Origin of the sequence: Gulosibacter sediminis (assembly GCF_030011715.1) — a bacterium.
In the GTDB taxonomy this organism is placed as follows: Bacteria; Actinomycetota; Actinomycetes; order Actinomycetales; family Microbacteriaceae; genus Gulosibacter; species Gulosibacter sediminis.
In genome coordinates, this window is sequence record NZ_JASCYH010000027.1 from 1 (window position 1) to 25,729 (window position 25,729).

General features: G+C 68.3%; 23 protein-coding genes and 1 riboswitch. Of the genes, 12 read left to right on the forward strand and 11 right to left on the reverse strand.

What is annotated here, in order from left to right; all coding sequences use genetic code 11:
- Nucleotides 1-111 precede the first annotated feature (111 nt).
- The 3 genes from QM019_RS09135 (at nt 112) to QM019_RS09145 (ending at nt 4,164) form a co-directional block, all read left to right on the forward strand.
- Nucleotides 112-477, forward strand: coding sequence for a hypothetical protein (locus QM019_RS09135; protein WP_282852710.1), 366 nt, complete (start codon nt 112-114; stop codon nt 475-477).
- A gap of 222 nt (nt 478-699) precedes the next feature.
- Nucleotides 700-1,587: an SDR family oxidoreductase gene (locus tag QM019_RS09140; protein WP_345961023.1), complete on the forward strand. Its 888-nt coding sequence runs from the start codon at nt 700-702 to the stop codon at nt 1,585-1,587.
- 978 nt (nt 1,588-2,565) lie between these two features.
- Entirely contained in the window at nt 2,566-4,164 is a 1,599-nt protein-coding gene (locus QM019_RS09145; protein WP_282852711.1) for an HNH endonuclease, read from the forward strand.
- Nucleotides 4,165-4,395: 231 nt separating this feature from the next.
- On the opposite strand, the gene QM019_RS09150 is transcribed toward QM019_RS09145, so the two are convergent.
- The 6 genes from QM019_RS09150 to QM019_RS09175 all read right to left on the reverse strand — a co-directional run bounded on the left by QM019_RS09150 (nt 4,396) and on the right by QM019_RS09175 (nt 9,609).
- Nucleotides 4,396-5,568: an acyl-CoA dehydrogenase family protein gene (locus tag QM019_RS09150; RefSeq protein WP_282852712.1), complete on the reverse strand. Its 1,173-nt coding sequence runs from the start codon at nt 5,566-5,568 to the stop codon at nt 4,396-4,398.
- A gap of 36 nt (nt 5,569-5,604) precedes the next feature.
- Nucleotides 5,605-6,903 carry a beta-ketoacyl-[acyl-carrier-protein] synthase family protein gene (locus QM019_RS09155; protein WP_282852713.1) on the reverse strand — a complete coding sequence of 433 codons (1,299 nt, stop codon included), beginning with the start codon at nt 6,901-6,903 and terminating at the stop codon, nt 5,605-5,607.
- The gene (locus tag QM019_RS09160) at nt 6,900-7,055 is read right to left on the reverse strand and encodes a hypothetical protein (protein ID WP_282852714.1); all 156 of its coding nucleotides are present in this window, start codon (nt 7,053-7,055) and stop codon (nt 6,900-6,902) included. The genes QM019_RS09155 and QM019_RS09160 overlap by 4 nt, the downstream gene beginning before the upstream one ends.
- On the reverse strand, nt 7,052-8,662 hold the full coding sequence (locus QM019_RS09165) for a class I adenylate-forming enzyme family protein (protein ID WP_282852715.1): 1,611 nt from the start codon (nt 8,660-8,662) through the stop codon (nt 7,052-7,054). Before QM019_RS09165 ends, QM019_RS09160 begins: the two co-directional genes overlap by 4 nt.
- Before the next feature lie 129 nt (nt 8,663-8,791).
- Nucleotides 8,792-9,295 carry a DMT family transporter gene (locus tag QM019_RS12865; protein WP_345961024.1) on the reverse strand — a complete coding sequence of 168 codons (504 nt, stop codon included), beginning with the start codon at nt 9,293-9,295 and terminating at the stop codon, nt 8,792-8,794.
- Nucleotides 9,295-9,609 (reverse strand): DMT family transporter, encoded by a 315-nt coding sequence (locus QM019_RS09175; RefSeq protein ID WP_282852716.1) that lies wholly within the window; start codon nt 9,607-9,609, stop codon nt 9,295-9,297. The genes QM019_RS12865 and QM019_RS09175 overlap by 1 nt, the downstream gene beginning before the upstream one ends.
- Before the next feature lie 12 nt (nt 9,610-9,621).
- Nucleotides 9,622-9,688: riboswitch (guanidine-III (ykkC-III) riboswitch) on the reverse strand.
- Between the two features lie 69 nt (nt 9,689-9,757).
- On the opposite strand from QM019_RS09175, the gene QM019_RS09180 reads away from it, so the two are divergent.
- A complete protein-coding gene (locus QM019_RS09180) occupies nt 9,758-10,465 on the forward strand; it encodes an oxygenase MpaB family protein (protein ID WP_345961025.1) in 708 nt (235 codons plus the stop codon).
- An 86-nt stretch (nt 10,466-10,551) separates the two neighbouring features.
- Nucleotides 10,552-11,976 carry an aldehyde dehydrogenase family protein gene (locus QM019_RS09185; RefSeq protein WP_282852718.1) on the forward strand — a complete coding sequence of 475 codons (1,425 nt, stop codon included), beginning with the start codon at nt 10,552-10,554 and terminating at the stop codon, nt 11,974-11,976.
- Here the strand turns inward: QM019_RS09185 and QM019_RS09190 are convergent, their stop codons facing one another.
- From QM019_RS09190 to QM019_RS09200, 3 genes are all read right to left on the reverse strand, one after another.
- Nucleotides 11,977-12,321: a histone-like nucleoid-structuring protein Lsr2 gene (locus QM019_RS09190; protein WP_125107184.1), complete on the reverse strand. Its 345-nt coding sequence runs from the start codon at nt 12,319-12,321 to the stop codon at nt 11,977-11,979.
- Between the two features lie 156 nt (nt 12,322-12,477).
- On the reverse strand, nt 12,478-14,955 hold the full coding sequence (locus tag QM019_RS09195) for an ABC transporter permease (RefSeq protein ID WP_282852719.1): 2,478 nt from the start codon (nt 14,953-14,955) through the stop codon (nt 12,478-12,480).
- The gene (locus tag QM019_RS09200) at nt 14,952-15,683 is read right to left on the reverse strand and encodes an ABC transporter ATP-binding protein (RefSeq protein ID WP_282852720.1); all 732 of its coding nucleotides are present in this window, start codon (nt 15,681-15,683) and stop codon (nt 14,952-14,954) included. The genes QM019_RS09195 and QM019_RS09200 overlap by 4 nt, the downstream gene beginning before the upstream one ends.
- A gap of 154 nt (nt 15,684-15,837) precedes the next feature.
- Between QM019_RS09200 and QM019_RS09205 the strand changes: the two genes are divergently transcribed.
- The 7 genes from QM019_RS09205 (at nt 15,838) to QM019_RS09235 (ending at nt 21,564) form a co-directional block, all read left to right on the forward strand.
- The gene (locus QM019_RS09205; RefSeq protein WP_282852721.1) at nt 15,838-17,067 is read left to right on the forward strand and encodes a sensor histidine kinase; all 1,230 of its coding nucleotides are present in this window, start codon (nt 15,838-15,840) and stop codon (nt 17,065-17,067) included.
- Nucleotides 17,064-17,735 (forward strand): response regulator, encoded by a 672-nt coding sequence (locus QM019_RS09210; RefSeq protein ID WP_282852722.1) that lies wholly within the window; start codon nt 17,064-17,066, stop codon nt 17,733-17,735. Before QM019_RS09205 ends, QM019_RS09210 begins: the two co-directional genes overlap by 4 nt.
- 22 nt (nt 17,736-17,757) lie before the next feature.
- Nucleotides 17,758-18,729, forward strand: coding sequence for an AraC-like ligand-binding domain-containing protein (locus QM019_RS09215; RefSeq protein WP_282827254.1), 972 nt, complete (start codon nt 17,758-17,760; stop codon nt 18,727-18,729).
- Nucleotides 18,730-18,732: 3 nt separating this feature from the next.
- Nucleotides 18,733-19,665: an AEC family transporter gene (locus QM019_RS09220; protein ID WP_282827252.1), complete on the forward strand. Its 933-nt coding sequence runs from the start codon at nt 18,733-18,735 to the stop codon at nt 19,663-19,665.
- 118 nt (nt 19,666-19,783) lie between these two features.
- Nucleotides 19,784-20,275, forward strand: a complete 492-nt coding sequence (locus QM019_RS09225) for a beta-class carbonic anhydrase (RefSeq protein ID WP_282852723.1) — start codon at nt 19,784-19,786, stop codon at nt 20,273-20,275.
- The gene (locus QM019_RS09230; protein ID WP_282827248.1) at nt 20,275-20,757 is read left to right on the forward strand and encodes a methylated-DNA--[protein]-cysteine S-methyltransferase; all 483 of its coding nucleotides are present in this window, start codon (nt 20,275-20,277) and stop codon (nt 20,755-20,757) included. The genes QM019_RS09225 and QM019_RS09230 overlap by 1 nt, the downstream gene beginning before the upstream one ends.
- 3 nt (nt 20,758-20,760) lie before the next feature.
- On the forward strand, nt 20,761-21,564 hold the full coding sequence (locus tag QM019_RS09235) for an alpha/beta hydrolase (protein WP_125107193.1): 804 nt from the start codon (nt 20,761-20,763) through the stop codon (nt 21,562-21,564).
- Here QM019_RS09235 and QM019_RS09240 read toward each other — a convergent pair.
- Both QM019_RS09240 and QM019_RS09245 read right to left on the reverse strand, forming a co-directional pair.
- On the reverse strand, nt 21,512-24,955 hold the full coding sequence (locus QM019_RS09240) for a DNA polymerase III subunit alpha (protein WP_282852724.1): 3,444 nt from the start codon (nt 24,953-24,955) through the stop codon (nt 21,512-21,514). The two genes, QM019_RS09235 and QM019_RS09240, sit on opposite strands and share 53 nt — an antisense overlap.
- A 13-nt stretch (nt 24,956-24,968) precedes the next feature.
- Complete coding sequence (locus tag QM019_RS09245; RefSeq protein WP_282852725.1) at nt 24,969-25,289, reverse strand: DUF6504 family protein; 321 nt, start codon at nt 25,287-25,289, stop codon at nt 24,969-24,971.
- Nucleotides 25,290-25,729 lie beyond the last annotated feature (440 nt).

Consider the following 25,729-nt stretch of genomic DNA (forward strand, 5'->3'; position numbering starts at 1 on the left):
AGTTCTGGCTGTGCCAGAACTACAAAAAACGACCACTCAACCCCCTGAGGTGACGGGACGGGCGGCGAAATTGGGGTGAATAGGCGCGGGGTGGAGTTCCACAATTTTTCCGTGAGCACTTCGATTACCCAACTCCGCGAACTCGCGAAACTCGAACGCGAAAGCAAGATCGAGCGCCGTGTTCGCGCGGGAGAAGACCCGGCGCACGTCGTCGCCGAGGAGCCAGACGTCGATGAGCTCACTGTGCTGATGTTGCGCGACGAAGCCCTCGAAGAGCAGGGACTTCACGCCGAGTATCAGCTTGCTCGTCTCGCCGCGCAGACGCGCCAGGACGGAGCCGCTGAACTTGGCACGACCACCGACGGTATCGACGCGAAGCTGTTCCGGCAAATCGCGCAGCGGCATCCGAGCCTGTCGCGTGCCGTATGGACGTTGCTTGGCGACGTCGATCACCGCGGCGCTCCGGAAGGGTCGTAGGCGCGCGTTTCGGCGGGCGATAGGGCCGGGCATTCGCTGCAACTTGCTGGGGGAAGCCGCTGGCGAGCTGTCGGCGCATCCCGCTGAAACTTGCCGCCGCATCCGGCAGTGAGCGCGGCCGGGGCGGTCGCAGCCAGCTGAGGCCCCGGATCCCGCTGAAAACTCGCGGGAAACTTTTTTAGTTGCAGTGGAATGCAACTGCAGGGTCAGTGGTTACCGTCTGTGGACCAGGCAACACCGCCAAAGAAGGAGTTCCGCATAACCATCGCAGTATTCGGCGCAACCGGCCAACTCGGCGCACACATCATTGACTCGCTTATCGCTCGCGGCACTGACGCCGGCAGCATCCGCGCGCTCGGACGCAACGCAGAGCGGCTCGCCCAGCTTGAGGCGAAGGGAGTGACGACCGCGCAGGTCGACCTCGACGACGCCGCCGCGGTTGCCCCCGCGCTCGAGGGTGCCGAAACGGTCGTGCTCGTCTCGACGAGCGTGCCGGGCCAGCGCATGCCGCAGCACGCCAACGCGATCAACGGCGCGAAGGCCGCCGGCGTGACGCAACTCATCTACACCTCGCTGCTTGGCGCCGACACGTCGGAACTCGCGCTCGCGGCCGAGCACGTCGCGACCGAGCAGCTCATCGCCGAGTCAGGCATCCCAGCGACGATTCTGCGCAACGGCTGGTACACCGAGAACCACCAGCAGGACTTCGAAATCGGCCGCTCGGGCACGATCGCGAACAGCGTCGGCGACGCCAAGCTCGCCACCGCGAGCCGCGTCGACTACGCCGAGGCTGCCGCGGTCGTGGCCACCGACGCGAGCCACGCGGGCAAGACGTACGAACTCGCCGGCGACGAAGGCTGGACCTTCGCCGACTTCGCCGCGGTTGAATCGGATCTGCTCGGCCAGCCCGTCGTCTATCAGGCGATCTCGGCCGACGAGGACCGCGCACAGCTGCTGGCGGCGGGCCTCGACGAGGGCAGCGCTGGCTTCGTCGCCGGCATGAATCAGGCGATCGCCGGCGGCGCGCTCGACAGCTCGTCGCGCGACCTGTCGCAGCTCATCGGCCGCCCGACGACGCCGCTGCGCGACGTGCTGGCTGCCTGGGTGTAACGCTCGGTTGGGTTTCGGGTCGCCCCGTCTCGCTTGGTTGCGAGGCGGGGCGGCGTTGTGTTTGAGGGCGGATGCGCGGGGCCTGGCTCGGCGGCGTCGGCGCTGGCATCAGGCCAGCGTCGCGCCGAGCTGTTCGCTCGACAAAGCTCGGTCGGCGTATGTCGGCCGGATTGCGTTCGGGTCGGGGTTGCCAGCGTCTGGTGGCCGGTGCTGCAGTGGTAGTTGGCATATCTCGGTGACCCGGGAACTCGCGTGGTTGTGCTCAAGCAGGTGGGCGATTACGGGCAGGTCTGGGTGAAGTGCTTCGCTCGATGGACCGGCATCGTTGCAACGCGAGTGGCAGTACCTCCACCCTGTGCCGCGCGCCGAACTGAGCAGCCCACGTGCCCGAGGACGCCTTCGGTGGTTGGACCGCGAACAATCCACGCAGTCTGACCGCCGCGTTCCCATGCATCGACCCAGGACCTGACCACGGCAGCGGTGGTTGCGAGGTTCGAGTGTCGACCGGACGCGAGATGCTTCCAAACACGCGAATCGCCATAGATCTCGTAAATTTCTCGGATGTCGCTCACCGTTGGGGGTTGAGCCGGATGCCGCCAAGGGCCGACGTGTGCCCAAATTCGTCACTCATTACTCGATTATCTCGGTCAACGACACCGCTGCGGCGCCACATAGTATCTCGGCGGATTGGTCCCCGCTCCGGCGGGCCACCAAGCCAGTGACGGTGAATTGGAGTTCGAGAGCAGGTTCGGCGGGCGTGTGCAGCAAGCGACGTTGGACTGGCTCAGTCATGTCGGTGGCTCGGGTGACAATGAGTTCGTAGTAGGAGACCCGTGTCCACAGGGGGAGGCGGTAGGCGCGAGAAATCGTGAACCTGGGAGCCAGCTTCGAACATACATGCTAAACATATTGACATGCTGCGTGGATCTCGTAGAATAGAAGTACGCACTGTTGCAGTCACCTGAGGAGGTGATTCCGATGTCCGTCTCGAATTTTTCTGACTTCTCGTTCGCCGACCACTCGCACGCGGGCCGCCTTCGCACGAGGTTCACCGAGTTAATAGGGTCGTGGGAATCCCTCACCCACGGGCGGGGCTCGTCGGAAGACCTCGCGTACTCCCTGACCGCGGCGGATGACGCGGACGTTCTCGACTTCCTCCAGCACCTTGGTGCGCTGCAGCGCCAGTTGGGTGCGGCGGTCGCGGTTGTCGCGAACGAGGTCGCGGTGCGGTCCGACGTGACGCGGGGCGAGGAGGCGTTGGCGCGCCGCCACGGCTGCCGCGACGCCGGCGATCTCGTTGCCGAGATGCTCCGTTCCGAGAAGCGCGATGCCGACGCGTACGTGCGCATCGGGAAGGACGTCGTTGGTCAGGAACGCTGGAATGGCGAACGGTTTGTGCCGCGGGCGCCGCATGTCGCGGCCGCCCTGCAGGAAGGCGAACTCGGCATCGCGCACGCGAACGAGATCGTGAAACTCCGCCGCCGCATGGCGCCCCGCGTCCTTGAGGAAGAACTCACTGAGGGGGAGCGGGAGATTGTGGAGGTCGCGAAGAGCGGCATGCGCCTGCCCGACTTCCGCAAGGTCGAGGCTCGCCTCGAAGCGCAGCTCGACCCCGACGGGCTCGAGCCGTCGTTCCGCAAGCAGCGGCGGGAGCGCAGCGTCAAAATTCACACCGATATCGACACTGGCATGCTCCACGTGAAAGCAAAGCTTGACCCGGAAGCGGGTATGTATGTCGCGAAGTTCTTCGAGGCGTATTGCACGAACGCGCTGCGCACCTCGCGCGGCAACAATGTGAAGGGTGACCCCGAGGTGCCGGCTGATGGTGAGGTGGCGGGGTCGACCGTGTTCTTCCGCCCAAGTGATGACGGGGTGGAGCCGGTCGCGGTGGAGCAGGACACGCGGTCCATTCCGCAAATGCAGGCCGACGCGCTCGTCGAAGCGTGTAAGCACCTCCTCGGTTGCGCGCAGGACGAGGTTCCCGGGGTGACGACGACGGTGTTGATTCGGATGCATGCCGAGGGCCTGCGCGAGCACCTGACGGGCAAGGGCGAGGCGGCCGAGTCCGAGGGTGGCGCGATGCTCGATGCCGGGAACCTGCGTCGTCGCGCCGCGGTCGCGAACATCATTCCTGTCGTCCTCGGTGGTGACAGCGAGGTCCTCGACCTGGGGCGCGAATATCGCCACTTCTCGCGGGCGCAGCGCCTCGCCTTGGTGGAGCGGGATGGTGGTTGCGCGTTCTGTGGCCTGCCACCCGGGATGACGGAAGCGCACCATATCGAGTGGTGGAAAGCGCACGACGGCACGACCGATCTCGATAACGGGATCTTGTTGTGTACCTCGTGTCACCATCGCGTGCATGAGGGGTGGGGTGTCCGGATCACGCATGAACCCGGGCCGCCGGAACATGTCGCGCGGGAGAAGTCGCGGGGTGGTGGCACGGTGTGGTTCATCCCGCCCGAGCACCTGGATTGGACGCAGGAGCCGCGTCTTGGCGGTCGCAAACGGTTCGACATCGGGTACCGACTCGAGCATCCACCGACCCCGCTGCCCGACACAGTCGGACGAGGCTGGTAACGCGGGGAGAACTCCGCCTTGAGCAGCATGCCGCTGCGCGTTTGGGGCTCGCATCGTCGATCGATGCGGGCCCCACTTGCGTTGGCAGAAGGAGCGTGGCGTGCGCATGAACGCCAGCACCTGCGTTGTCGCTGTCGCTCGCGCTGCCACTGGCACCGGCGATCACGTCAGCCGTTAGCCGTCTACCGGCCCTCAGCGATCAGCCATTACATCCACGGCGAAACTCCCGCCCTAGTCATCGAGCAGCGCCGACGCGAACATCGGCCGCGCCACATCCCACGACGAAGGGTGGAACATGCCGGCCAGCGCATCCCGATACAGGCGATTCAGTTCGGTCCCATTGTCGAAACCTCGACCACCAGCGCACCGATACGCGGCCTCAACAGATGCGCGTGCGGCCTCGGTGGCGTTGAGCTTCGCGCTCACAAACTTCCGCGGCCAGGCACGCCCGTGGTCGATCAACTCATCGAACTCGCGCGTGTAGGTCTCCAACTGCGCGGGCACGGCCTCGAACTGCATCGCAGCATCCGCCAGCCGCACCCGAAACTCGGGAATCTCGGCGAAACTCGACTCGGCCTTCGCCGACGACTTGCCGCGCAGTGCCGCCGCACCGACTTCGAGTGCCCGCGCCGCGAGCCCCGCGTACACCGACGCGATCAGCAGCTGGAAGTTCGCGTTGATCGCGAACGGCAGCGAGTCAGGATTCAACCCATCGGGCAACCGCCTCACGACCTGATCGGCGCGCAGCGGCACCGCATCCAGCTTCGTCGAGCGGCTCTGCGTCGCGCGCATCCCCATCGGATCCCAGTGCGACGACACCGAAATACCTTCCTCGGCCCGATCCACCACTCCATACACAATCGACGCGTCCTCGTCGCCCGAAGCGTCCTTGCCGTGGGTGATCAGCCGCGTCCACACCGGCGACAGCGAGGTGAAGATCTTCGTGCCGGTCAGCAGATATCCGCCGTCGGGCTGGGGCGCCGCCTCGGTGTTCGAGCTGTACAGCACCCAGTCGTTGCCGGCCTCGCTGATGCCGAACGCGTACACCTCGTCGGCCGCCGCATCCTCGAGCACAAACTGCAGCGAGCGGTCGTCCCGTTCAAGCAACGCTCGAGCAACACCCGTGCACACGAGGTGCATATTGATACCGAGCGCGGTCGCGGGCGCCGCCGTCGCGAGCCGCTGCTGCAGCCGTGACACCTGGTTCAGGGAGAGCCCCGGGCCGCCGAACTCATCGGGCACAAACAACCGCAGGTAGCCGGCGTCGCGTAGCTCCTCGAAGTCCTCCGTGAAGAAGCGATTCTCGCGGTCGTACGCGTCGGCCCGCTCTCGGAACCGCTCCAGGCGATCCTGCGGCAGATACCGCTCGGCCAGCTCGGCATGGCGCGCTTCACGATCAGACATTTCGGCTCCTCTATCTCTGCAACTAGCTCGACGAACTCAGGGCCCGACAACGTCAGTACTGGCAGCGCGCAACAGCACGGCGCCGTTGTGGCCGCCGAAACCGAACGAGGTCGACAACACGCTCGACACCGCGGCGTCGCGCGGCGACGTCACGACATCGAGCTGCGGGAACGCCGACTCGTCCAGATTCAACGTCGGCGGCAGCACGCCGTCGCGCATCGTCTGCACAGCCAGCACCGCCTCGAGCACCCCGGATGCGCCGAGCAGGTGCCCGGTCGACGACTTCGTTGCCGAGATGGGCAGCCCCGCGAGCGCGTCGCCAAAGACTCGCTCAAACGTGAGCGCCTCCATCTCGTCGTTCAATTTCGTGCCGGTGCCGTGCGCGTTGATGTGGCCGACGTCGCGGGGCCGCTCACCGGCGTCGGCAAGGCAGGCCTGCACCGCCGCGATCGCGCCCCGGGCCTCGGGATGTGGCGCCGTCGGGTGGTGCGCATCCGACGCCGCGCCGAAGCCGGCGAGCTCGGCAAGTGGGCGCCCGCCGCGCGCGAGCACGGCATCCTTCGACTCGAGCAGAATCGCGGCCGCCCCCTGCGACATGACGAAGCCGCTCCGCCCGACATCGAAGGGTCGGCTCGCGGTCTCCGGCGCATCCTCGTAGCCGCTCGCGAGGGCGCGCAGGTTCGCGTTCGACGACAGATTGATGGGGTTGAGGCAGTCCTCGTAACCGACGACCAGCACGGTGTCGGCATAGCCGTGACGGATGCGCCGCAGCCCCTCGCCGAGCGCCATCGCGCCGCTCGCGCAGGTCGCCGAATTGGCGCCGCCCGCACCGAGGGCTCCGTAGCGCTCGCTGAGGAGGGCGGATGCGGCGTCGGGAGCGCCGTGCATCGCGAGCGCCGACGGCACCGCGCGAGGACCGGCCTCGGCAATCGCAATGGCCGCGTCTTGCATCGCCTTAACCGGACCCGAGCCGGTGGCCGCGATCACCGAGAAGCCGTACTCGCTGCCGGCGGGCATCGGCGGATCTGCCTGTGCCATCGCCTCGTCGGCCGCCGCGATCGCCCAGAGAAGAACGTCCGAGAGACGACGGGCCTCGCGCGGCGCCAGCAGCTTCGAGCTGTCGAAGGCGCGCACCTGGCCGCCGATGCGCACCCGCAGCTTGTCGAACACGTCGCCCTCGAGGCGCGTGATCGCCGACCGCCCCTCGCGCACACTCTGCCACGTCGCCTCGGCGTTGAGTCCGCTCGGCGTCACGGCACCGACGCCGGTCACGACGACGTCGCGCCGCCCGCCCGACGAGGCGGCCGCACGCCGCCCCCTGCGCTTGTCACTCATAGCCGCACCGCCTCGAGGGCCGCGGTGAAGACTGTCGCCGTGCAGGTCGCGTTGAAGAGCGTTGCCTGGCTGGCCCCGCTGACGACGGCTGCCGCGACGGCGCGATCGCCACCAGCGCGATCGCCGTCGCCGAACATCCGCATCACACTCATAGCCGCACCGCCTCGCCGTGAGCAACCAGCTCGGCCGTGGCGGCCCGACGAACCTTGCCGCCGACCGTCCGCGGCAGCGCACCGACGCGATACACGCGCCGCGGCACGAACTGCGGCGCCAACCGCTCGCGAGCGAATGCCAACACGGCTGCCTTGTCGGGAGCATCCGCACCCTCGAGCACGAGCGCGATGACGCTGCCAAGACTCGCGTCAGGCGCCGAGACGGCGCACACCGCATCCGCCCCGGGCAGCAGCTCGAACGCGCGCTCCACCTCGGGCAGCGACACCTTGTGCCCGCCCGTCACGACGATGTCGCCGGCCCGCCCGAGCAACTCGAGCTGCCGACCGCGCAGCCGAGCCTGATCGTGCACCGTTGCCCAGCCCTCACCGTCGCGAAGCTGCTCGTCGGTCGTCGCGGGCAGGTAGCCGTCAGAGCAGGCGTCGGCGCGAATCCAGAGCTCGCCGATCTCGCCGTCGGCAAGTACTTCGCCGAGCGGCCCGCGCACCTGCGCCGCGATGCCGTCGTACAGCGTGATCGCCGTGCCGTCGCCGCCGCGACTGTCGCCAATAAAGCCGATCTCGGCCGCGCCGTAATAGCTCACCAAGCGGGCGTGCGGCAGCGACTCGGCGACGGCCGAGCGGATGCGCGCCGACAGATTCGCGCCACCGGCCACGAGCAGCTGGACCCCGGTGAACCGCGCGGGAGAGCGGCGCGCGACGAGCGCGAGCGACTCGATTAAGGCTGGCACGGCAACGATGCGCGTCACGCCCTCGTCGAAGATGCGGCGCGAGGCCGCGAGCGCGTCAAAGGAATCGGCGACGTGGCAAGATCCGCCCGACGCGAGGCACTCGACCAGCGCATACAGCGTGAGTGAATAGCTCAGCGGCCCGGGCGCGAGCGTCGCGACACCCGGTAGCGGCTCGAGATGCGCGCTCGACACGGCAAAGTTCGCGCGATACTGCGCCCGCGTCTTCAAGAACGCCTTCGGATTGCTCGTCGTGCCCGAAGAAAACAGCATCAGGAACGGCTCGTCACCCGGTCGTACCGAGGGCGCCTCGGCCGGCGGCAACTCACGCTCTAGCCGGCGAAACTCTTCGAGCGACACCAGCGCACCTGCCCAGCCGGCGCGCGCGAGGGCGTCACGCAGCGCATCCGAGTCGCTCACGAGCACCGAAATGATGGTGCCGAGCACGACGCGCACCTGATGCTCGAGCGGCCAGCGGGGGTCGATCGTCGCCGCTACGCAGTCAAACCCGGCGAGCCCGGCGATGATGCGCGCCGTATGGAACGCATCGGTGCTGCTCACCGCGACGACTGGCTGGGCCGACGAATCGAAGCTGGCGGCGGGATGCTCGCTCGGCTCCGCGGCCATGGCCGCGCCGACCGGCGGTTGCGCCGACGGCGACTCGGCGTTGCCGGGCAACGCGCCCGACCGCAGACGAGCGTTTCCTCGCCGCACCGCATCCTGCAAATGCTCGACGACGGCGCGCACGCGACGACCATCTTCGGCAAGTTCGCCGTAGGTAATGCGTGCCTCGGCGCCGACGATCGCGAGTCGCTCGGGATGCGCTTGCGCCACCTCGAGGATCTTGCCGGTAATCGGCACGCCTGACCTCCTGGAATCGCCCCGTGCGGTCGCCACGACGGGCACCACACAAACCATCACTGTATCCCGGTGGCCGCAGGTGGTTCCGAGATTCGAAGCGAACTTTCGGAATGCGGCGACGTGGCTGCGTTAGGCGTCGTACCGGCCGAAGTCGGCATCCCGCGAGGCGCCAGGAACCGCGTCCCCGGCGCCTGTCTCAGACCCGCATTTTGCCGCGGACTCCGTGTCAGACCCTGCCGTTGACGTGGCAGTCGAGCCTCCCCCTGACACATCCGAAGAGCGACCCGCAGAGTCTGCCGTTGGCTCAGTAGAAGCAGCGCTCGGCACGAGCTTGAGCCCGATGACGGCGGCGATGACGCCGATCAGGAACACCACCTTCATGACACTCACGCCCTCGGCACCCGTCACCATCGCCCACGTCACCGTGAGCGCGGCGCCAATGCCGGTCCACACGGCATACGCCGTGCCGATCGGAATGTGCTTCACCGCCCAGCCGAGGCCGAGCATCGAAATGACGCAGAACACGAAGAACACGACGGTCGCCACGGGCTCCGAGAGCCCGTGGCTCGCGCCAAGCGCGGTCGCCCACACGGCCTCGCAAAGCCCGCTCAACACCAATACGATCCAAGGCATTACGACACCACCTTGAGTCCGACGACGCAGCCGATGAGCACGACGATGAGCGCCACGCGCATCACCGTGGCGCGCTCGGCGCCCGACACCATCGACCACAGCGCCGTCAGCGACGCGCCGATGCCGACCCAGACGGCATACGCGGTGCCGGTCGGTAGCTCGGTCATGGAGTACGCGAGCAGCACTATGCTGACCGTCATCGCAACAACGAACACTACGCTCGGCCAGAGTTTCTTGAACCCCTGCGACGCGCCAAGCGCCGTTGCCCACACCGCCTCGAGCATGCCGGAGACGACCAATATGACCCACATCATGAGTGACTCCTCACTGAGTCAGTCTTGTCGTGCTGCGGGTACTGCTCCCTCGTCCGCAGGCTCGAATGCCGAGCCTCGCGCCAAGGCTAGCAATCCCGACCGTACCGAGTCGAGGTTTCGCCGAGGGCAGAGGCTCTCGTCTGAGGGCATCATGCTCGCCGGTGGCGGGGCTGCGATTCTGCTGCAGCTCGCGCATCCGACGGTCGCGGCCGGCGTCGCCCGCCACTCCTCGTTCGCATCCTCGCCGCTCGGCCGCCTCGAGCAGACGCTGAACTACGTCATGGCGGCCGTCCACGGCGACGATACTGACCGCACGCGCATGCGCCGCCACGTGAACCGACGCCACGCACACGTGCCCGGCGCCTACGACACCGGGCCGCAGCTCTGGGTCGCCGCGACCCTGCTCTGGGCGGGGGAGCGGTCCTTCGAGCGCGCATTCGGCCAGCTCCGCCGCGACGACCGCGAGGCGCTCCGCTACACCTTTGCCACCCTCGGCACCGAGCTGCAGCTGCCGGCCGAGGCGTGGCCCGCATCTGTCGACGAGTTCGACGCCTGGTGGCAGGCCGCACTCGCGGATGCGCGGGTCACCGACGACGCCCGCCTCGCCTTCGCGCGCCTGCGGCATCCCGACGTCGCCCCGTGGTGGCTCCGCGCCGCGCTGCCGCTGATTTGGCGCGTCGCCCTCGAGCTGCTGCCCTCGCGGCTGCGGTGCGAGTTCGATCCAGCTTGGTCGCGGGCCGACCGCTTCGTGGTCGAGCTGTTCTGGGCCGTCGCGACGCCGATCTATCGCCTGCTCCCACGCCGGATGCGCACCTGGCCGACCCGCCGCCAGCTGCGCTCGCTCAGGCGCGCCTGACCCTGCTTGCCCTGATCGCGCCACCTGCATCCACCGCCCAGGCGCGCCTGACACGATTCAGGCTGCCAACCCGCGAGGAGACCACAGTGACGACCGTGCCCGCACCGAGCCCGAGTAACCCTGAAACCCCGAGCATCCCCGAAACGCTGCGCGAACTGCGCGCGACCTTCGACGCCGGCGTCACGAAGCCCCTGCGCTGGCGGCTCGAACAGCTCGATGCCCTCGAGCGGATGCTGCGCGAACGCGATCACGAATTCGCCGACGCGCTCGAAGCCGACCTCGGCAAGTCGCAGATCGAATCGTTCATGACCGAGACGTCGGTCACCATCAGCGAGGTCGCGCACTTGCGCCGCAACCTGCGCCGCTGGCTCAAGCCGAAGCACGTGCGCCCCAACCTCGCGGTCGCCCCGGCCGTCACCTACACGGTGCGCGAGCCCCTCGGCGCCGCCCTCATCATCGCGCCGTGGAACTACCCGCTCCAGCTCGCCCTCGCGCCGCTCGCTGGCGCGTTCGCCGCCGGCAACGTCGCCGTCGTCAAGCCAAGTGAGCACGCGCCCGCGACGTCGGCGGCCCTCGCGAAGCACATCGCCGAGTACCTCGACCCCCGCGCCGTGCGCGTCGTCGAGGGTGCCGTCGCGGCCTCGACCGAGCTGCTCGCCCAGCGTTGGGACACGATCTTCTACACGGGCGGCGCCAAGGTCGCCCGCATCGTCGCCCGCGCCGCCGCCGAACACCTCACACCAGTCACCCTCGAGCTTGGCGGCAAGTCGCCTGTTTTCGTCGACGACACCGCCGACTTCGACGTCGCGGCCCGCCGCATCGCCTGGGGCAAGCTGCTCAACGCCGGCCAGACCTGTGTCGCGCCTGATTACGTGCTTGCGACGCCGCGCGCGGCCCGCGAACTCGCCGGGCGTATCCCTGCCGCGGTCAAGGAGATGCTCGGCGAACGCCCCAAGGAAAGCGGCGATTACGCCCGCATCATTCACGACGCGCATTTCGAACGCCTTGAGTCGCTGCTCGAAGGAGGTCGAATTCACTCGGGCGGTTCGCGCGAGGCAAGCACGCGCTTTTTCGAACCAACCGTGCTCGTCGACGTCGACGAGTCAGCACCGATCATGCAGGAAGAGATCTTTGGACCAATTCTTCCACTCATTCAGGTGAACGATGAAAACGCAGCGATTACGTTCATCAATTCGCGCGAGAAGCCGCTCGCGTTGTATCTGTTCTCGGAACGCAAATCGGTTCGCCAAAAGTTCCTTCGCCACACGTCGTCCGGTGCCCTTGCGGTCGGCCTGACGGTCGCGCACGTGAGCGTGCCTGAATTGCCATTTGGCGGCGTCGGGGAAAGCGGAATCGGAGCGTACCACGGGGAAGCCTCGCTCGACGCATTTAGCCACCGACGGGCGGTGCTGCGAAAGCCGAGTTTTCCGGATACGCTCCGACTCGTGTATCCGCCGTTTGGGCGGACGGGCGCGCGACGAGAAATCATTCGCCGCGTGCTGGGGAATTAATTAGTTCGCGGCGTCGAAGGCGTCGAGGACGTCCTGCGGCACGCGGCCACGGTCGGCGACGGTGTAGCCGTTCGCCGAAGCCCACTTGCGAACCGCCGCGAGGTCGCGCTTCGGGCCGGTCGAAGGAAGCTGCGTACGGGTGCCGCGCTGGGCGCGCCCGCCGACGCGGCGAGCCGTCTTTACGTACCCCTCGAGCGACTCGCGCAGGGTCTGCGCGTTGTCCTTGCTCAGGTCGATTTCGTAATCAACACCGTCAAGGCCGAACTTGACGGTTTCGCCCTGACCCTCGTCGAGCTGGGTGCCGTCGAGATCATCGATCAGCTGGTAAACGACTTTGCGTGCCACGGATGCGCTCCTTGTTTTGGCGATCTATATCGCTATAAGTGTGAAGGCCGACGGGAGTATTCCGCAAATCGAATTCATCCAACCGGGAGATTCACAGCAACGTGCGCCGCGAATCTCCCGGACGATATCGAATTTGTGCCGGACTTGGCGTGAGCGCTAGGCCCGGGCCAATGCCTGTGCCGGCGCGATGCGCGAGGCGATCCACGAAGGTCGAGCCCCCGCCATCACACCAAGCAAAATCGCACCGCCAATTACCGCACCAATTCCAATCCACGGCAGCGAGATCGCAATTGTGCCGCCGTCGGCGATCATTGCCGGCACCGCACTGATTCCCATTGGCACGCCGATAAGAATCGACACCACTGCGCCAATCAGCGCGAGTGACACCGCCTCAATCAGCACCATGGCGCGCACCCGAGCTCGCGTCATGCCGAGCGCTCGTAGCAGGGCGAGTTCACGGCGGCGTTCGGCGACGGCGAGCGCCACGACGCTCGCGAGACCGATCACCGAGATCACGACGGTGAGCCCGAGCATCGCGAGTACGAAGGCGACGACGAGCGTAACGATCTGCTCGTAGAGCTGCTGTTCGGCGAGCGGCCCAAGCAACTGCAGATCGGAGTTTGTGCCCTGCGCGGCCGAGACCGCGTCGACGAGGTCACCGATCTTGCCGTCGGCCGCGAACAGCCAGAGCCCCGCATCGGCAGTGACGTCATCGAACTCCGCGAGCGTCGACTCGGTCACCGCGCCGTACGTGCTGCCGGTGTTCGGGTTGTAGAGCGTGTCGAGCAGCGGGTCGGTCACGACCGTCAGGTCGACCGTGGCGCCCGACACGTCCGTGAACGTCACGGTGTCGCCGTCGACCGCGCCGAGCGACTCCGCATCCCACTCGCTCAGCGCGACCTCGCCGTCGGCGAGCGGCTGCTCGAGTGCATCCGCGGTCGTCGCCGGCAGCGTCAGCAGCGCCGCGAGCGATGACGGATGCTCGGGGTCGGCCGCCAGCATCACCGCCGAGGTGAGGTCGGACGACTCGAGGCCCTCCGACTCGAGAATCGGCGCGAGGTCGGCCGCATCGAGCGACTCGTCGGAGCGCATCGTGATGAGCGCGTCGAACGCGTAGTTCTCGTCGAGCCGAGCGTTCAGCGTCGCGTTCACCGACTGCACGCCGGTGAGCATCGCGAGGATCAGGCTGCCGCCGAGCGAGATCGCGAGCACGATCGTGCCCGAGCGACGCGAGGTGCGCACGAGGTTCTCGCCCGCGAGCTTCGCGACCGGGCCGAAGGCACTGAGCAACCGCGCAAAGCCGGGCATGACAACTCGCACAAGCAGCGGCACGAGCACGATGAGGCCGATCGCCAGCACCACACCGCCCCCGATGAGCACGAGCGGGTTGCCGAGCATCGACGCGGCCCAGAGGCCGAGCGCGCCGAGGGCCGTGACGACCAGGCCGAAGATCCAGGCAACGACGCTCGAGCGGTTGCGCTCGGCACGGGCGGCGTTCGCCTCCGACAGCGCCGCGATCGGCGCGAGCGAACGCAGCCGAGCGGCCGGCGCCCACGCCGCAAACAGGGTCATCGCGACCGTGACGATGAGCGCAGCGATCGCCCAGAACCACGGGAACACGAGGCCGCCCCCGTCCATGTCGGCGACCATCGCGATGACGCCGCCGAGGCCGAAGCCGACCACGATACCGACGACCGCGCTGACGAGCCCGATGAGCAGGGCCTCGGCGAGTACCGTGCGCTGCACCTGCCCTCCGGTCGCGCCGACGAGGCGCAGCAGGCCGTTCTCGCGCAGCCGCTGCGCGAGCAGCACTTGGAACGTGTTGCGAATCACCATCGACGCCGCGAGCAGCGCGATGAGCACGAAGATGAGGAACATCACGGCGAGCGCGTTCGTGCCGCCGGTGAGGTCGTCGATGAGCTTGGCGGTGTACTCGTCGACCGTGACCGCCTCGGGCGCGTTGTCGGCACCATAGACATCGACGAGCCGCTCGTTGATCGCGGTAATCGCCTGCGCCGCGCTCGTGCCCTCCGCGAGCCGCACGACGAGGGCTGACGACGAACCGTCGTCGACCGAGAAGAAGTCCTGCGCGGCGTAGAGCTCGGTCGCGCCGCCGACCGTGCCACCGACGGTCTCAACGAGCCCGACGACGCGCACCTTGCTCGACTGGCCGGTGCCGTCGAAGACCTCGATCGAGTCGCCGAGCGCAATGCCGAAGCGGTCGAGGTCGTCCTGCGTCGCGGCGATCTCGCCCGTACCGACCGGCCACTGCCCGCCGGTGAGGGTCATCCATCGCAGGTCGCCGTCGTCGGCGATGCTCGAAATGTTGATGTTGTGGGTGCGGTCGCCAGCCAGGGCCTGCGCGTACATCGTGTGGCTCGGTTCGATCGCCGCGATGCCAGGCACCTCGGCAACGGCGTCGACGACACCCTCCGAGTCGCCCGAGGGAATCACGACGTCAGCGTTCGTGTAGGGCGCCGCCACCGCGACGTTGAGCCCCTGCTGCATCGTCGTAATGAAGGTTCCGGTGGCCATGATCGCCATCGCGCTGAGCAGCGCGGCAAGCACGATCGCCACCACGCGCCGGGGGCCTCGACGAATCTGCTGCGTCGCCAGCCGCATCGTCGCGCTCATGCGCCGACTCCCGCCATGACGCCGCTGATCTCTTCGTAGCCGGCGCCCGAAAGCTCGTGCGCGATGCGGCCGTCGACGAGGATGAGCACCCGGTCGGCGTAGGCGGCGGCGGCCGGGTCGTGGGTCACCATCACGATGGTCTGCTGGCGTTCGCGGGCGGCGCGCTGCAGGCTCTCGAGCAGGCCGCGGCCGGTGCGCAGGTCGAGCGCGCCCGTCGGCTCGTCGGCGAACACGACGGCGGGCTCGGTGATGAGGGCGCGCGCCACCGCGATGCGCTGCTGCTGGCCGCCCGAGAGCTCGTGCGGCATGTGCTTGAGGCGGTCGAAGATGCCGAGCTGCGAGGCGAGGCGCTCGAGCGCGGCGGTGTCGACGCGGCCGCCCGCGAGCCGCACCGGCAGCTCGATGTTCTCGCGCGCCGAGAGGGTCGGCACGAGGTTGAACGACTGGAACACGAAGCCGAGCCGGTCGCGGCGTAGCTTCGTGAGCTTCGCATCCGGCATGCCGACGATCGACTGGCCGTCGATCGCGACGTCGCCGCTCGTGGGCGAGTCGAGCCCCGCGAGCAGGTGCATCATCGTCGACTTGCCCGAGCCCGACGGGCCCATGATCGCGGTGAACTCGCCGCGGGCGAAGGCGGCGTCGACACCCGCAACGGCGTGTACCTGCGCATCCGCTTGTCCGTACGTCTTCGTGAGGCCGCGGCAAACGACGGCCGGTTGCGTGATCATGGGAGCTCCTTCAGAGCGGTGAATTTGCTGACAATTCGAACGTAGAAGCCGCGGGGTGCGGCTCACATGGTGCGCAAGTCTCGTCCGGTTGGACGACCCCCAACCAACGGATGTATACCCGAGGAGGAGGGCCCTTGCTCCTAGGCTTGGGGGCATGCTCGACACCTTTATCGCCACCCGTGAGCGGCCGATGCGCGTGCTGCTCACGGACTCGGTCGGTGCGGTTGTGGCGGGCGTCCTGTTTCTGCTCTTCGGCAGCTGGGGCATGTCGGTGCCGACGGTGCTCTACTACCCAGTCATTGCCCTGCTCTGCGTGCGCCGCTCGGCCCCGCTCGTGTTCCTCTGGGGCACGACGGTGCTCAGCGGCATTCAGTACTTCTCGGCTGCCTACTACTTCGACGTCATCGTCTACGGCGTGACGCTCGTTGGGGTCTTCGGCATGGCCGCGTTCGGCGCGAGAAAGCTGCGCTGGACCTGCGCCGTGCCGCCCGTGCTCGCCATCACGGTCGTCGCGCTACAGACCTTGACGCCGTGGATGGCGACGCTGCCCTTCAGCTTCCAGGCGGCTTCCATGACCGACTTCCGCGACCGCCTGCAGGCGTTTGTGCTGCTCACCGTCGTGATCGCCATCGCGTTCGTCGCGGCCTGGGCGCTCGGCATGCTCCGCCGCCAGCAGCTCGTCGAGGTCGTGCGGGCGCAGGAGCGCGCCGAGCTGATGGAACGGGATGCGCACCGCATGGCCGAGCTCGCGGTGTCGGATGAGCGCAGCCGCATTTCGCGCGAGATGCACGACATCATCGCCCACTCGCTCGCCTCAATCGTCACGCTCGCGGAGGGTGGCCGCCTCGCCGCGCGCGAGAAGCCGGAGCTCGCGACTGAGCTGTTCGGCAAGATCAGCGACACCGGCCGCGGCGCGCTCGGCGACGTCAAGCTGCTGCTGCGCAACGTCGACGCGACGCAGGACGACGCCCCGGCGCGCGGCGTCGCGAACATCCGCGACCTTGTCGAGGCGGTGCGCGTTGGTGATGCTCCCGAACCAGGCATCACCTACCTCGAAAACGGCACCCCGGTCGACCTGCCCGCCGGCATGCAGCTCGCGCTCTACCGCGTCGCGCAGGAAGCCGTCACGAACATGCTCAAGCACGCCCCCGGCTGCCGCGGCGAGATCGAGCTGCGCTGGGGCGACGACGAGGTGCTGCTGCGCGCCGTGAACTCGCGCACCGACGGCGCCGACGCGCCCTCGAGCGATCGCCGCGGCATCGCCGGCATGCGCGAGCGCGTTGAGCTGTTCGACGGCGTGCTGCGCGTCACCACGACCGACACGAGCTTCGAGGTGCTCGCGAGCATCCCCATCCCCGCCATTGCATCGAAGGGCCAAGCATGACCATCCGAGTTCTCATCGTTGACGACCAGTCGCTCGTGCGCGAGGGGCTCGCGCTCATCGCGGGCTCCGTCGACGACATCGAGGTGGTCGGCAAGGCCGAGAACGGCCGCGAGGGCGTCAACCTCGGCCTCAAGCTGCGCCCCGACGTCGTGCTGATGGACGTGCGCATGCCGGTCATGGACGGCATCGAGGCGACCGAGCGGCTGCTGCAGCACTCGGGCGAGCGCCCCGAGCTGCGCGTGCTCGCGCTGACGACGTACGACTCCGAAGATTTTGCGGTGCGGATGCTCGCCGCCGGCGCGTCCGGATTCCTCCTCAAGGACGCGCCGGGGGAGGACCTGATCCGCGCGATTCGGACGGTGGCCGCGGGTAATGCGATTATTGATCCGAGCATGACGCGCACGCTGCTGCACCGACTCACCACCGAGCGGCCGCAGCAGACCGCGGCGGCCGACCGGGATGCCCTGGTCGCCCACTTGACGGACCGCGAGCGCGATGTGCTCGCGCAACTCGTGCAAGGCGTCTCGAATGCGCAAATCGCGAAGGAACTGTTCCTCGCGGAGGTCACCGTAAAGACCCACGTTGGTCGGATTCTCGACAAACTTGGGTTGCCAGATCGCGTGCACGTTGTGATTTGGGCCTACGAAAGCGGTTATATAGACAGGTAGTGCACGTGAGAAGGAAGCAGCAATGACGCAGAAATCGGTCACCGACCTCGAGGTCGTCGGCGTCGAAGAGTGGGGTCACATCATGACCCAGCTGCTGTTGCCCATGGCCGTCACGGCACCCGACCCCGAGACCTATCGGGCGCGCATCCGCGCCGCGGTCGTCGGCGGCATCCGCTTCTTCACGATCACGTCGACCCCGCACTCCTCGGGCCGTTCCTCGCGCCTGTTCGCCGAGGGCGGCGACCCCTTCTACGCGGTCGTCAACCAGATCGAGGGCGAATCGCGGCTGCGCCAGCTCGGCCGCGACTCGGTGCTCGAGGCCGGCGACTTTGCGATTTATGACACCGCGCTGCCGTACGACCGCGACTTCGCCGATGGCACGTACATGGTGATCATGGTGCCGCAGCAGCTGCTCACGCTGCCGCCGCGCGCGTTCATCGAGATCGCCGGCATGAAGGTGCCCGCTGACGAGGGCATCGGCCGCGTCGCGGGCCCGATGCTCGCCGGCGTCGCGAAGGACATGTCGGTGCTGCTTGGCCACGGCGGCCTCGCGCTCGCCCACACCGTCGTCGACCTCATCGCGGCGGCCGTCGCTGAGCGCCTCGGCATTGACGCGCCGACCCGCGCGAACGCGCAGCTCGCGCAGCTCATGGAGGTGCGCGACTACATCATGGCGCACCTCTCCGACCACGACCTCACGCCGCAGACGATCGCCGACGCGCACTTCATCTCGGTGCGCACGCTGCACTCGCTGTTCAAGGAGCAGGGCACCTCGGTGTCGACCTGGATTCGTGAGCGCCGCCTCGAGATGGCGCGCCGCGACCTCGTTGACCCGGCACTGACCGACGCGATTCGCGCTGTGGGCGAGCGCTGGGGCTTTGCCGACGCGACCCACTTTTCGAATGCGTTTAAGTTGGCATACGGTGTCTCACCGCGGCAATACCGCAAGACGGCACTCGACGAATTGCGGCGCAGCAGCATCGACAGGGAGTAGTGCGTGACGGGAGTACTTGAAGGCTTCAGCGTCATTGCCCTCATTATTCTCGTCGGATTTACCATGCAGCGCGTTGGTCTGCTCGGCGACCGCGGCCGCGAAATGCTCAACAAGCTCGCGTTCAATGTCGCGACGCCGGCGCTGCTGTTCGGCCTCATGTTCAGCGCCGACCTCAACGTGCTCTTCAGCGGACAGTTTCTCGTCACCGCGATCGGCATGGTCGTCATGGCCGCGGTGTTCGTCGTCATCGCGATCATCTTCCGCTGGGGTATCGGCAACTCGGCGGTCGGCGCCCTCGCCTCGAGCTTCGTGAACTCGGGCAACCTCGGCATTCCGATCGCCGTCTACGTGCTCGGCGACGGCACGCTCGTCGCGCCCGTCATGCTCGTGCAGCAGCTCATCCTCGCGCCGGTCATGCTCTCGGTGCTCGACATCGCGGGCCGCGACCCGCAGGCGCCGAAGCTGCGCTGGTGGCAGATGCTCTATCGCCCGTTCACGAACCCCGTCGTCATCGGCGCGCTCTCGGGCCTGCTGCTCAACATCTTCTCGGTGCCCGTGCCGAACTTCCTGCTCGACCCGATCGAGCTCGTCGGCGGCATCAGCGTGCCCGCCGTGCTCATGGCGTTCGGTATGTCGCTTCACGACAACGCGATGCCGATGCGCGGCAAGAACCGCTGGCAGGTGCTCACCGCGACGGTGCTCAAATCGTTCGTGCACCCGGTGCTCGCGTGGCTCCTCGGCAAGTTTGTCTTCGGTCTCGATGACGCGATGATCCTCGTCGTCGTCGTGACCGCCGCGCTGCCGGCCGCTCAGAACATCTACAACTACGCCGCGAACTACCGCGTCGGCGAATCGCTCGCGCGCGAGAGCATCCTGCTGACGACCATCCTGTCGGTGCCGGTGATTCTCGTCGTGACGCTGCTGCTGCATCCGTAGCTCGCTGCGCTTGCCGGATGCGCTGCCGGGCCGGATGCGCGTCGCGGCCGGGCGCTCGGCGGCGCGTACGATTGGCCCAACTGGCATACCCGCCAGCGACCACACGAAAGGGAGGCTCATGTCGGAGACCGACAAGATGCTCGAAGCAAACCGCGTCTATGGTGAGGGCTACCCGGGGCCGCGCGAACTTCGACCCAAGCGCAAGGTCGCCGTCATCGCCTGCATGGACTCCCGCCTCCAGATCTTCCCGATGCTCGGCCTCGACCTCGGTGAGGCGCACATCATTCGTAACGCGGGCGGCGTAATCACCGACGACATGATCCGCTCAATCACGATCTCGCAGCGCATGCTCGGCACCGAAGAAGTCGTGCTCATTCACCACACGAACTGCGGTCTATCGACCTTCAGCGAGGACGAATTCGACGAGTTGCTGATGCGTGAGACCGGCGCGCGGGCGCACTGGAAGGCCGAGTCGTTCAAGGACGTCGACGCCTCGGTGCGCGAGTCGATTCGGCGCATCATGCAGTCGCCGTTCATTCAGCATAAGAACGTGCGCGGTTTCGTCGCGGACGTCGACACCGGCCTGCTGCGCGAGGTCGAGGCGGCCTAGTGTTCGCGGCGCGGGTCGTCGACAGCCCCATCGGCGAGGTCGGGGTTGAGGCAACGGATGCGGGCATCTGCCGCGTCTGGCTGCCCGGCTCGGCGCCGCTCGGCTTCGGCCCGCACGTCGGCTCTGAGGCAGCCGAGGCGCACCTCGACCGCGGCGTCGCGCAGCTCGAGGAGTTCTTCGCGGGCGAGCGCGAACGCTTCGACGTCGCGCTCGACTGGTCGCAGGCCTCCGACGGCTTCGGCGGCGAGGTGCAGCGCGCGCTCGTCGACATTCCCTACGGCGAGACGTACAGCTACGGCGAGCTCGCCGACCGGCTCGGCCGCCCGCGCGCGGCCCGGGCGGTCGGCACCGCCTGCTCACATAACCCGCTGCCGCTGTTCGGCGGCTGCCACCGGGTGATCCGCTCGAACGGCGACGTCGGGCTCTACGGCGGCGGTGAGCATATGAAGCGCGCGCTCCTCGACCTCGAGGTGCGTGACTGAGGCGTGGCGAAACCCTGGCGGCAGCGGCTGCGCTGGGCGCGGCTGAAGACGATTTCGGTCGTGGTCGACAGCGCGTTTTGGACGCTCCACCAGCTCGATGGGCTGCTCGGCATGGCCCCGCTGCTGACGTCGGCGGGCGTGCGCACCCGGTATTCGCCGCGGTCACGCGGCTGGCGTGACGGCGGCCCGGCCGTCGTCGTGCTCGCGGGTCTGTCGACGCCGTGGCGATACATGCGGCCGGTGCTCGACGCGCTGTCCGACCGCGGCTATCGCGTCATCGTGTTGCCGCAGCTCGGCTGGAACCTCAAGTCGGTCGCGTCGCTCGCCGCGATCGTCGAGCGGGCGCTGCTCGCGCATCCCGAGTACGGGCGGGTGCTGTTCGTCGGCCATTCGAAGGGCGGGCTCATCGCGAAGCAGGTGCTGCTCGACGACTTCGTGGGCGAGCACACGATCGGCGCCGTCGCGATTTCGTCGCCGTTCGCGGGCGCGAAGGCGGCCCGGTACATCCACGGCTCAAACCCGATCGCGCGCGAGATGATCGGCCTGCGCGCCGGCACGCCGATGCAGCTTGCGTTGTCGATGCGCGACGAGGTGGATGCGCGCATCACCTCGATCATGCCGCTCTACGACCAGATCGTCGGTTATCCGGGCGTGCTGCCGAACGGCCGCAACCGCACGGTGCGCGCGCTCGGTCACAATCTGCTGCTCGCCGACCGCCGCGTGCACGACATCATCGACCGCGAGCTACGGGCGATTATGGAACGCGATGCTGCGCGAGCAGCGAGTACTCCTCCCACGCTCGCTTGAGGTCGCGGGCCGACTCAGCCTGTACCGACACCCCACGCTCGCCGGTGCGTCGCACGGTGCCGTGGATGAGTAGCAGGGGGGTGCCGAAGAGCACGTCGCCGCTGCGCTCCTGTGCCTCGTCGAAGAACGCGGCGTCGGCGCAGCCCGTGCCGTCGTCGACCGAGATGAACACGACCCGCTTGCCGGTGCGCATCGGCGGGGTCTGCGTCGCGACGCGCACGCCCGCGACGATGACCTCGGCGCCGCCGCGCAGGCTCGCGAGCTGCTCGGCCGGCGTCACCCCGAGCTCGTCGAGCAACGGCCGGTAGCCGTCGATCACGTGCTCCGACAGGTCGAGCGCGAGCACCTCGAGTTCGGCCTGGACGCGCTCGCGCGAGTCGAGCTCGGGGGCGCCGCTCGCCTCGACCGCCGCGTGGGAGCCGTGGAGTTGCAGCGGCAGTTCGAGCGCATCCGGGCTGGTCTCGCGCGGCTTCGCGCGCGGCGCGCGGCGCACGGCCGCGAGCAGCTCGCCGCGCGTGAGCGTCTGCGACTCGAGCGAGTCGAGCGCGCCGATGAGCGCGAGCCGCTCGGCGAGTGGCCGCGAGGGTCGGGCGCGGGCGATGAAGTCGCCGAGCGACTCGTAGGGGCGCTGCTGCAGAATGCGGTCGATCTCGGGGTCGGTGATGCCGCGGATGTCGCTCAGCGCGAGGCGGATGCCGAGGTCGCCCCGCCGCGTCGCCCATCCGGGCGGGGTCGCCCGCACTCGCTCGACGACGAACTCGCGCGTCGAGGCGTTGACGTCGATGGGGAGGATCGGCACGCCCATGCGCCGCGCGTCGCCGAGCAGTAGCCGCTTCGGGTACATGCCCGGGTCGTGGGTGAGGATGCCCGCGAAGAACTCGGCGGGGTAGTGGGTCTTCAGCCACGCGCTCTGCCAGGTGGGCAGCGCGAAGGCGGCCGCGTGGGCCTTGCAGAAGCCGAACGAGCCGAAGCCGCGCAGCACCTCCCAGATCGCGTCGATCTGCGCGTCGGTGAAGCGCCGCCGCCCGCGCTCGTCGACGTTGCGTCGGGTCTTTGTGCGGAACAGCTCCTCGATGTCTTCGCCCTGTTTCTCCATGCGCCGCCGCAGCTCGTCGGCGTCGGCGAGCGAGATGCCCATGCAGGTGTGGAGGATGCGCAGCACCTGCTCGTGGTAGACGACGACCCCGTACGTCTCGCGCAGAAACGGGCGGAACGAGGGGTGCAGCCAGTTCGGCGTCGCGAAGCCGTGCTTCACCTCGAGGAACGGGGTGACCATGTTGCCCTTCATCGGGCCGGGGCGGAACAGCGAGATGTCGGCGATGAGGTCGTCGTAGACGTCGGGCTGCATCTTGCCGATGAGTTCGCGCTGCCCGGGCGACTCGATCTGGAACATGCCGAGCGTGTGCGTCGTGCGGATCTGTTCGAACGTCGCCTCGTCGTCTTTCGGGATCTCGTCGAGCACGAGCTTGCCCTGCGCTGACACGTACGGGGTGTCGGGCGCGAGGCCGCCGCGCACCGCCGACTGCGGGCCGTGCAGCCGCTCGATCTCGCCGACCGAGTACGCGAGCGTCGACTGCATCCGCACCCCGAGCACGTCGAGCTTGAGCAGGCCGAGGTCGTCGATGTCGTCCTTGTCGAACTGGCTCATCGGCAGGCCGATGCCGCTCGGCTGCACCGGCGTCGTCGAGAGCAGGGTCGCGTCGCCGAGCAGCACGCCGCACGGATGCATCGAGAGGTGCCGGGGGAGTCGGTCGAGCCGCTCGGCGAGGTCGATGAGCAGGTTGAGGTCGCGGTCTTCGCGCGCCTGCGTCGCGAGCTGCGCGAGCTCGGGCTTCTGCTCGAGCACGGCGCGGAACTCGCCCGCGTTGAAGCGCCAGAGTGACTTCGCGATCTCGTCGACCCGGTGCTCGTCGAGGCCGAGCGCGAGGCCGGCGTCGCGGGCGGCGCCGCGCGCCCGGTAGGTCGAGTGCATCGAGAGCAGCGTCACCCGGCTCGAGCCGTACTTCGCGAAGATCGCGCGGTAGACCTCGTGCCGGCGGGCCGACTCGACGTCGATATCGATGTCGGGCAGCGTCGAGCGCTTGTGGCCGAGGAACCGCTCGAACAGGAGGTCGTGCTCGATCGGGTTCACGTTCGACACCCGCAGCAGGTAGTTCACGAGGCTCGAGGCGCCCGAGCCGCGGGCCTGGGCGCGGATGCCGCGGTCGCGGATGAGCTCGGCGACGTCGGCGACCGTGAGGAAGTAGGTCGCGAAGCCGAAGCCTTCGATCGTGCCGAGCTCGTCGCGCAGCCGAACGTCGAGCACGCGCCGAGATTCACCGACGGCGTCGGGAAACCGCTCGCTGAGCGCCGCCTCGCAGCGCCGCCGCAGCACGAGGTTCGGGTCGTCGCGGATGCCGAGCGCCTCGGGCTCGGGGGTCTTCGGTTGCCGCCAGCGCACATCCTTGTCGGGGTCGAGCATGCAGCGTTCGGCGAGCTCGCTCGTGGTCGCGAGCAGGCGGTCGCGAGCGTGGCCACCGAGCCCGGTGCGCGCGACGATGAGTTCGGCGAGGGCGTGCATCCGCTTCGCCGGCTTGAGCCAGGCTTGCCCGTTCGGCTGCACGGGCAGCTCGTCGAGGGGGCGCAGCGCGCCGGCCGCGTCGAGCACGTCGCCGGTGAGGGCGTCGTCGGGGTCGAGATAGCGCACCTGATTGGTGAGTACGGCGGGGATGCGCAGCTCGCTCGCGAGCTCGAGCATCGCGGCCGCGTGGCCGAGGGATGCGGAGGAGCCGGGCTCGGTGAGGTGGCAGACGAGCTCGACCGCGATGGCCCCGGGCAGTTGCTGCTGCCAGCGCTGCAGCCGCGCCCGGGCGACGACGTGGTCGCCGCGCACGAGCGCGCGCCCGACGTCGGAGTTCGGGCCGAGCAACACCGTGCCCTGCACCTCGTGCTCGCCGAGGAGGAACGGCGCGAACCGCGACGCCGGCAGCTTCGGCCGCCACTCGCGCGAGGGGGGCGTGCCGCGCGGCGGCTTATGCGCCGCCGAGATGAGCCGGCTCAGGCTCGCCCAGCCGGCGCCGTCGAGCCCGCCGTGCGCGAGGGCCGTGACGCGGGGGAGGTTGGCGTCGGTGGGTGGTGTTTTGGGGGTGGGGGTGGCTGATGCCGGGGTGTGTTCGTGCTCCTGCCCGTGGCTCTCGGCGCGCGGCTGCGGCGCGAGCGCGAGGTCGACCCCGACGATCGGCGCGATGCCGGCGGCGATGCAGGCGCGGATGTGCCGCACCGCGCCGTAGAGCCCGTCGCGGTCGGTGAGCGCTGCGGCGGGCGCACCCCAGCTCGCCGCCCGGGCAACGAGTTGCTCGGGGGTGTTGGTGCCGTGGTGATTCGAGTGCGCCGAGGCCACGTGCAGGTGCACGAAATCAGGCATCTTATGCGAACAACCGTTCGTCAAGTTCGCCGCTCCATGCCTGCTCGAGCTGCCAGCTGCCGTCGCGCTGACGGCAGAGGTCGAAGCTCGTGTCGCCGGGTTGCAGCATGCCGCGCAGTGGCACGGCGTCGACCCGCCACATCTCACGTTCGAGGGGAGTGTTTGACCCGCGGGTGGCGCGGTTTGCCGTCTGCCACCAGGCCTCGCGGGCCAGCCAGGGTTCGGGTGCGCTGATGATGCCGTAGGTGCTGCCGCGCCAGAAAAATCGCACGGGCGCACCGCTCGGCGAGAGTTCAACGTCGACGGGTTCGCCGATGAGCATGGGTCCTCCAAGGGTGAGTGTTTCAAACATCTGTTCGATTCACCGTACGAGCAGCCTACGACACGAGCTCCCGACCCGCTAGCCGATTCTGCGCCGCTCCCGCGCCCACGCGCGGCTCCCTTTTCACACCCGTCCCACCCGCCACATCCGCCCCGCTCATCCGCGCTGCGCGCCCCGCCCATCCGCGCTGCGCGCCCCGCCCATCCGCGCTGCGCGCCCCGCCCATCCGCCGCATCCGCGAAAGCTCCGACGCAGTTTTCTACGAACGATGCACCCACAACCGCAGCCCTCGTAGAAAACCGCATCACACGCGTGGGGCGGATGCGCGGGGCGGCAGCGCTGGGATCGCGGGCACGGGCACGAGTCGGGCAACACCGGATGCGCACCTAAGCGAGCCATGCGCTCGGCATAGCTCGCGCATAGCTTCACGCCGCTTACTA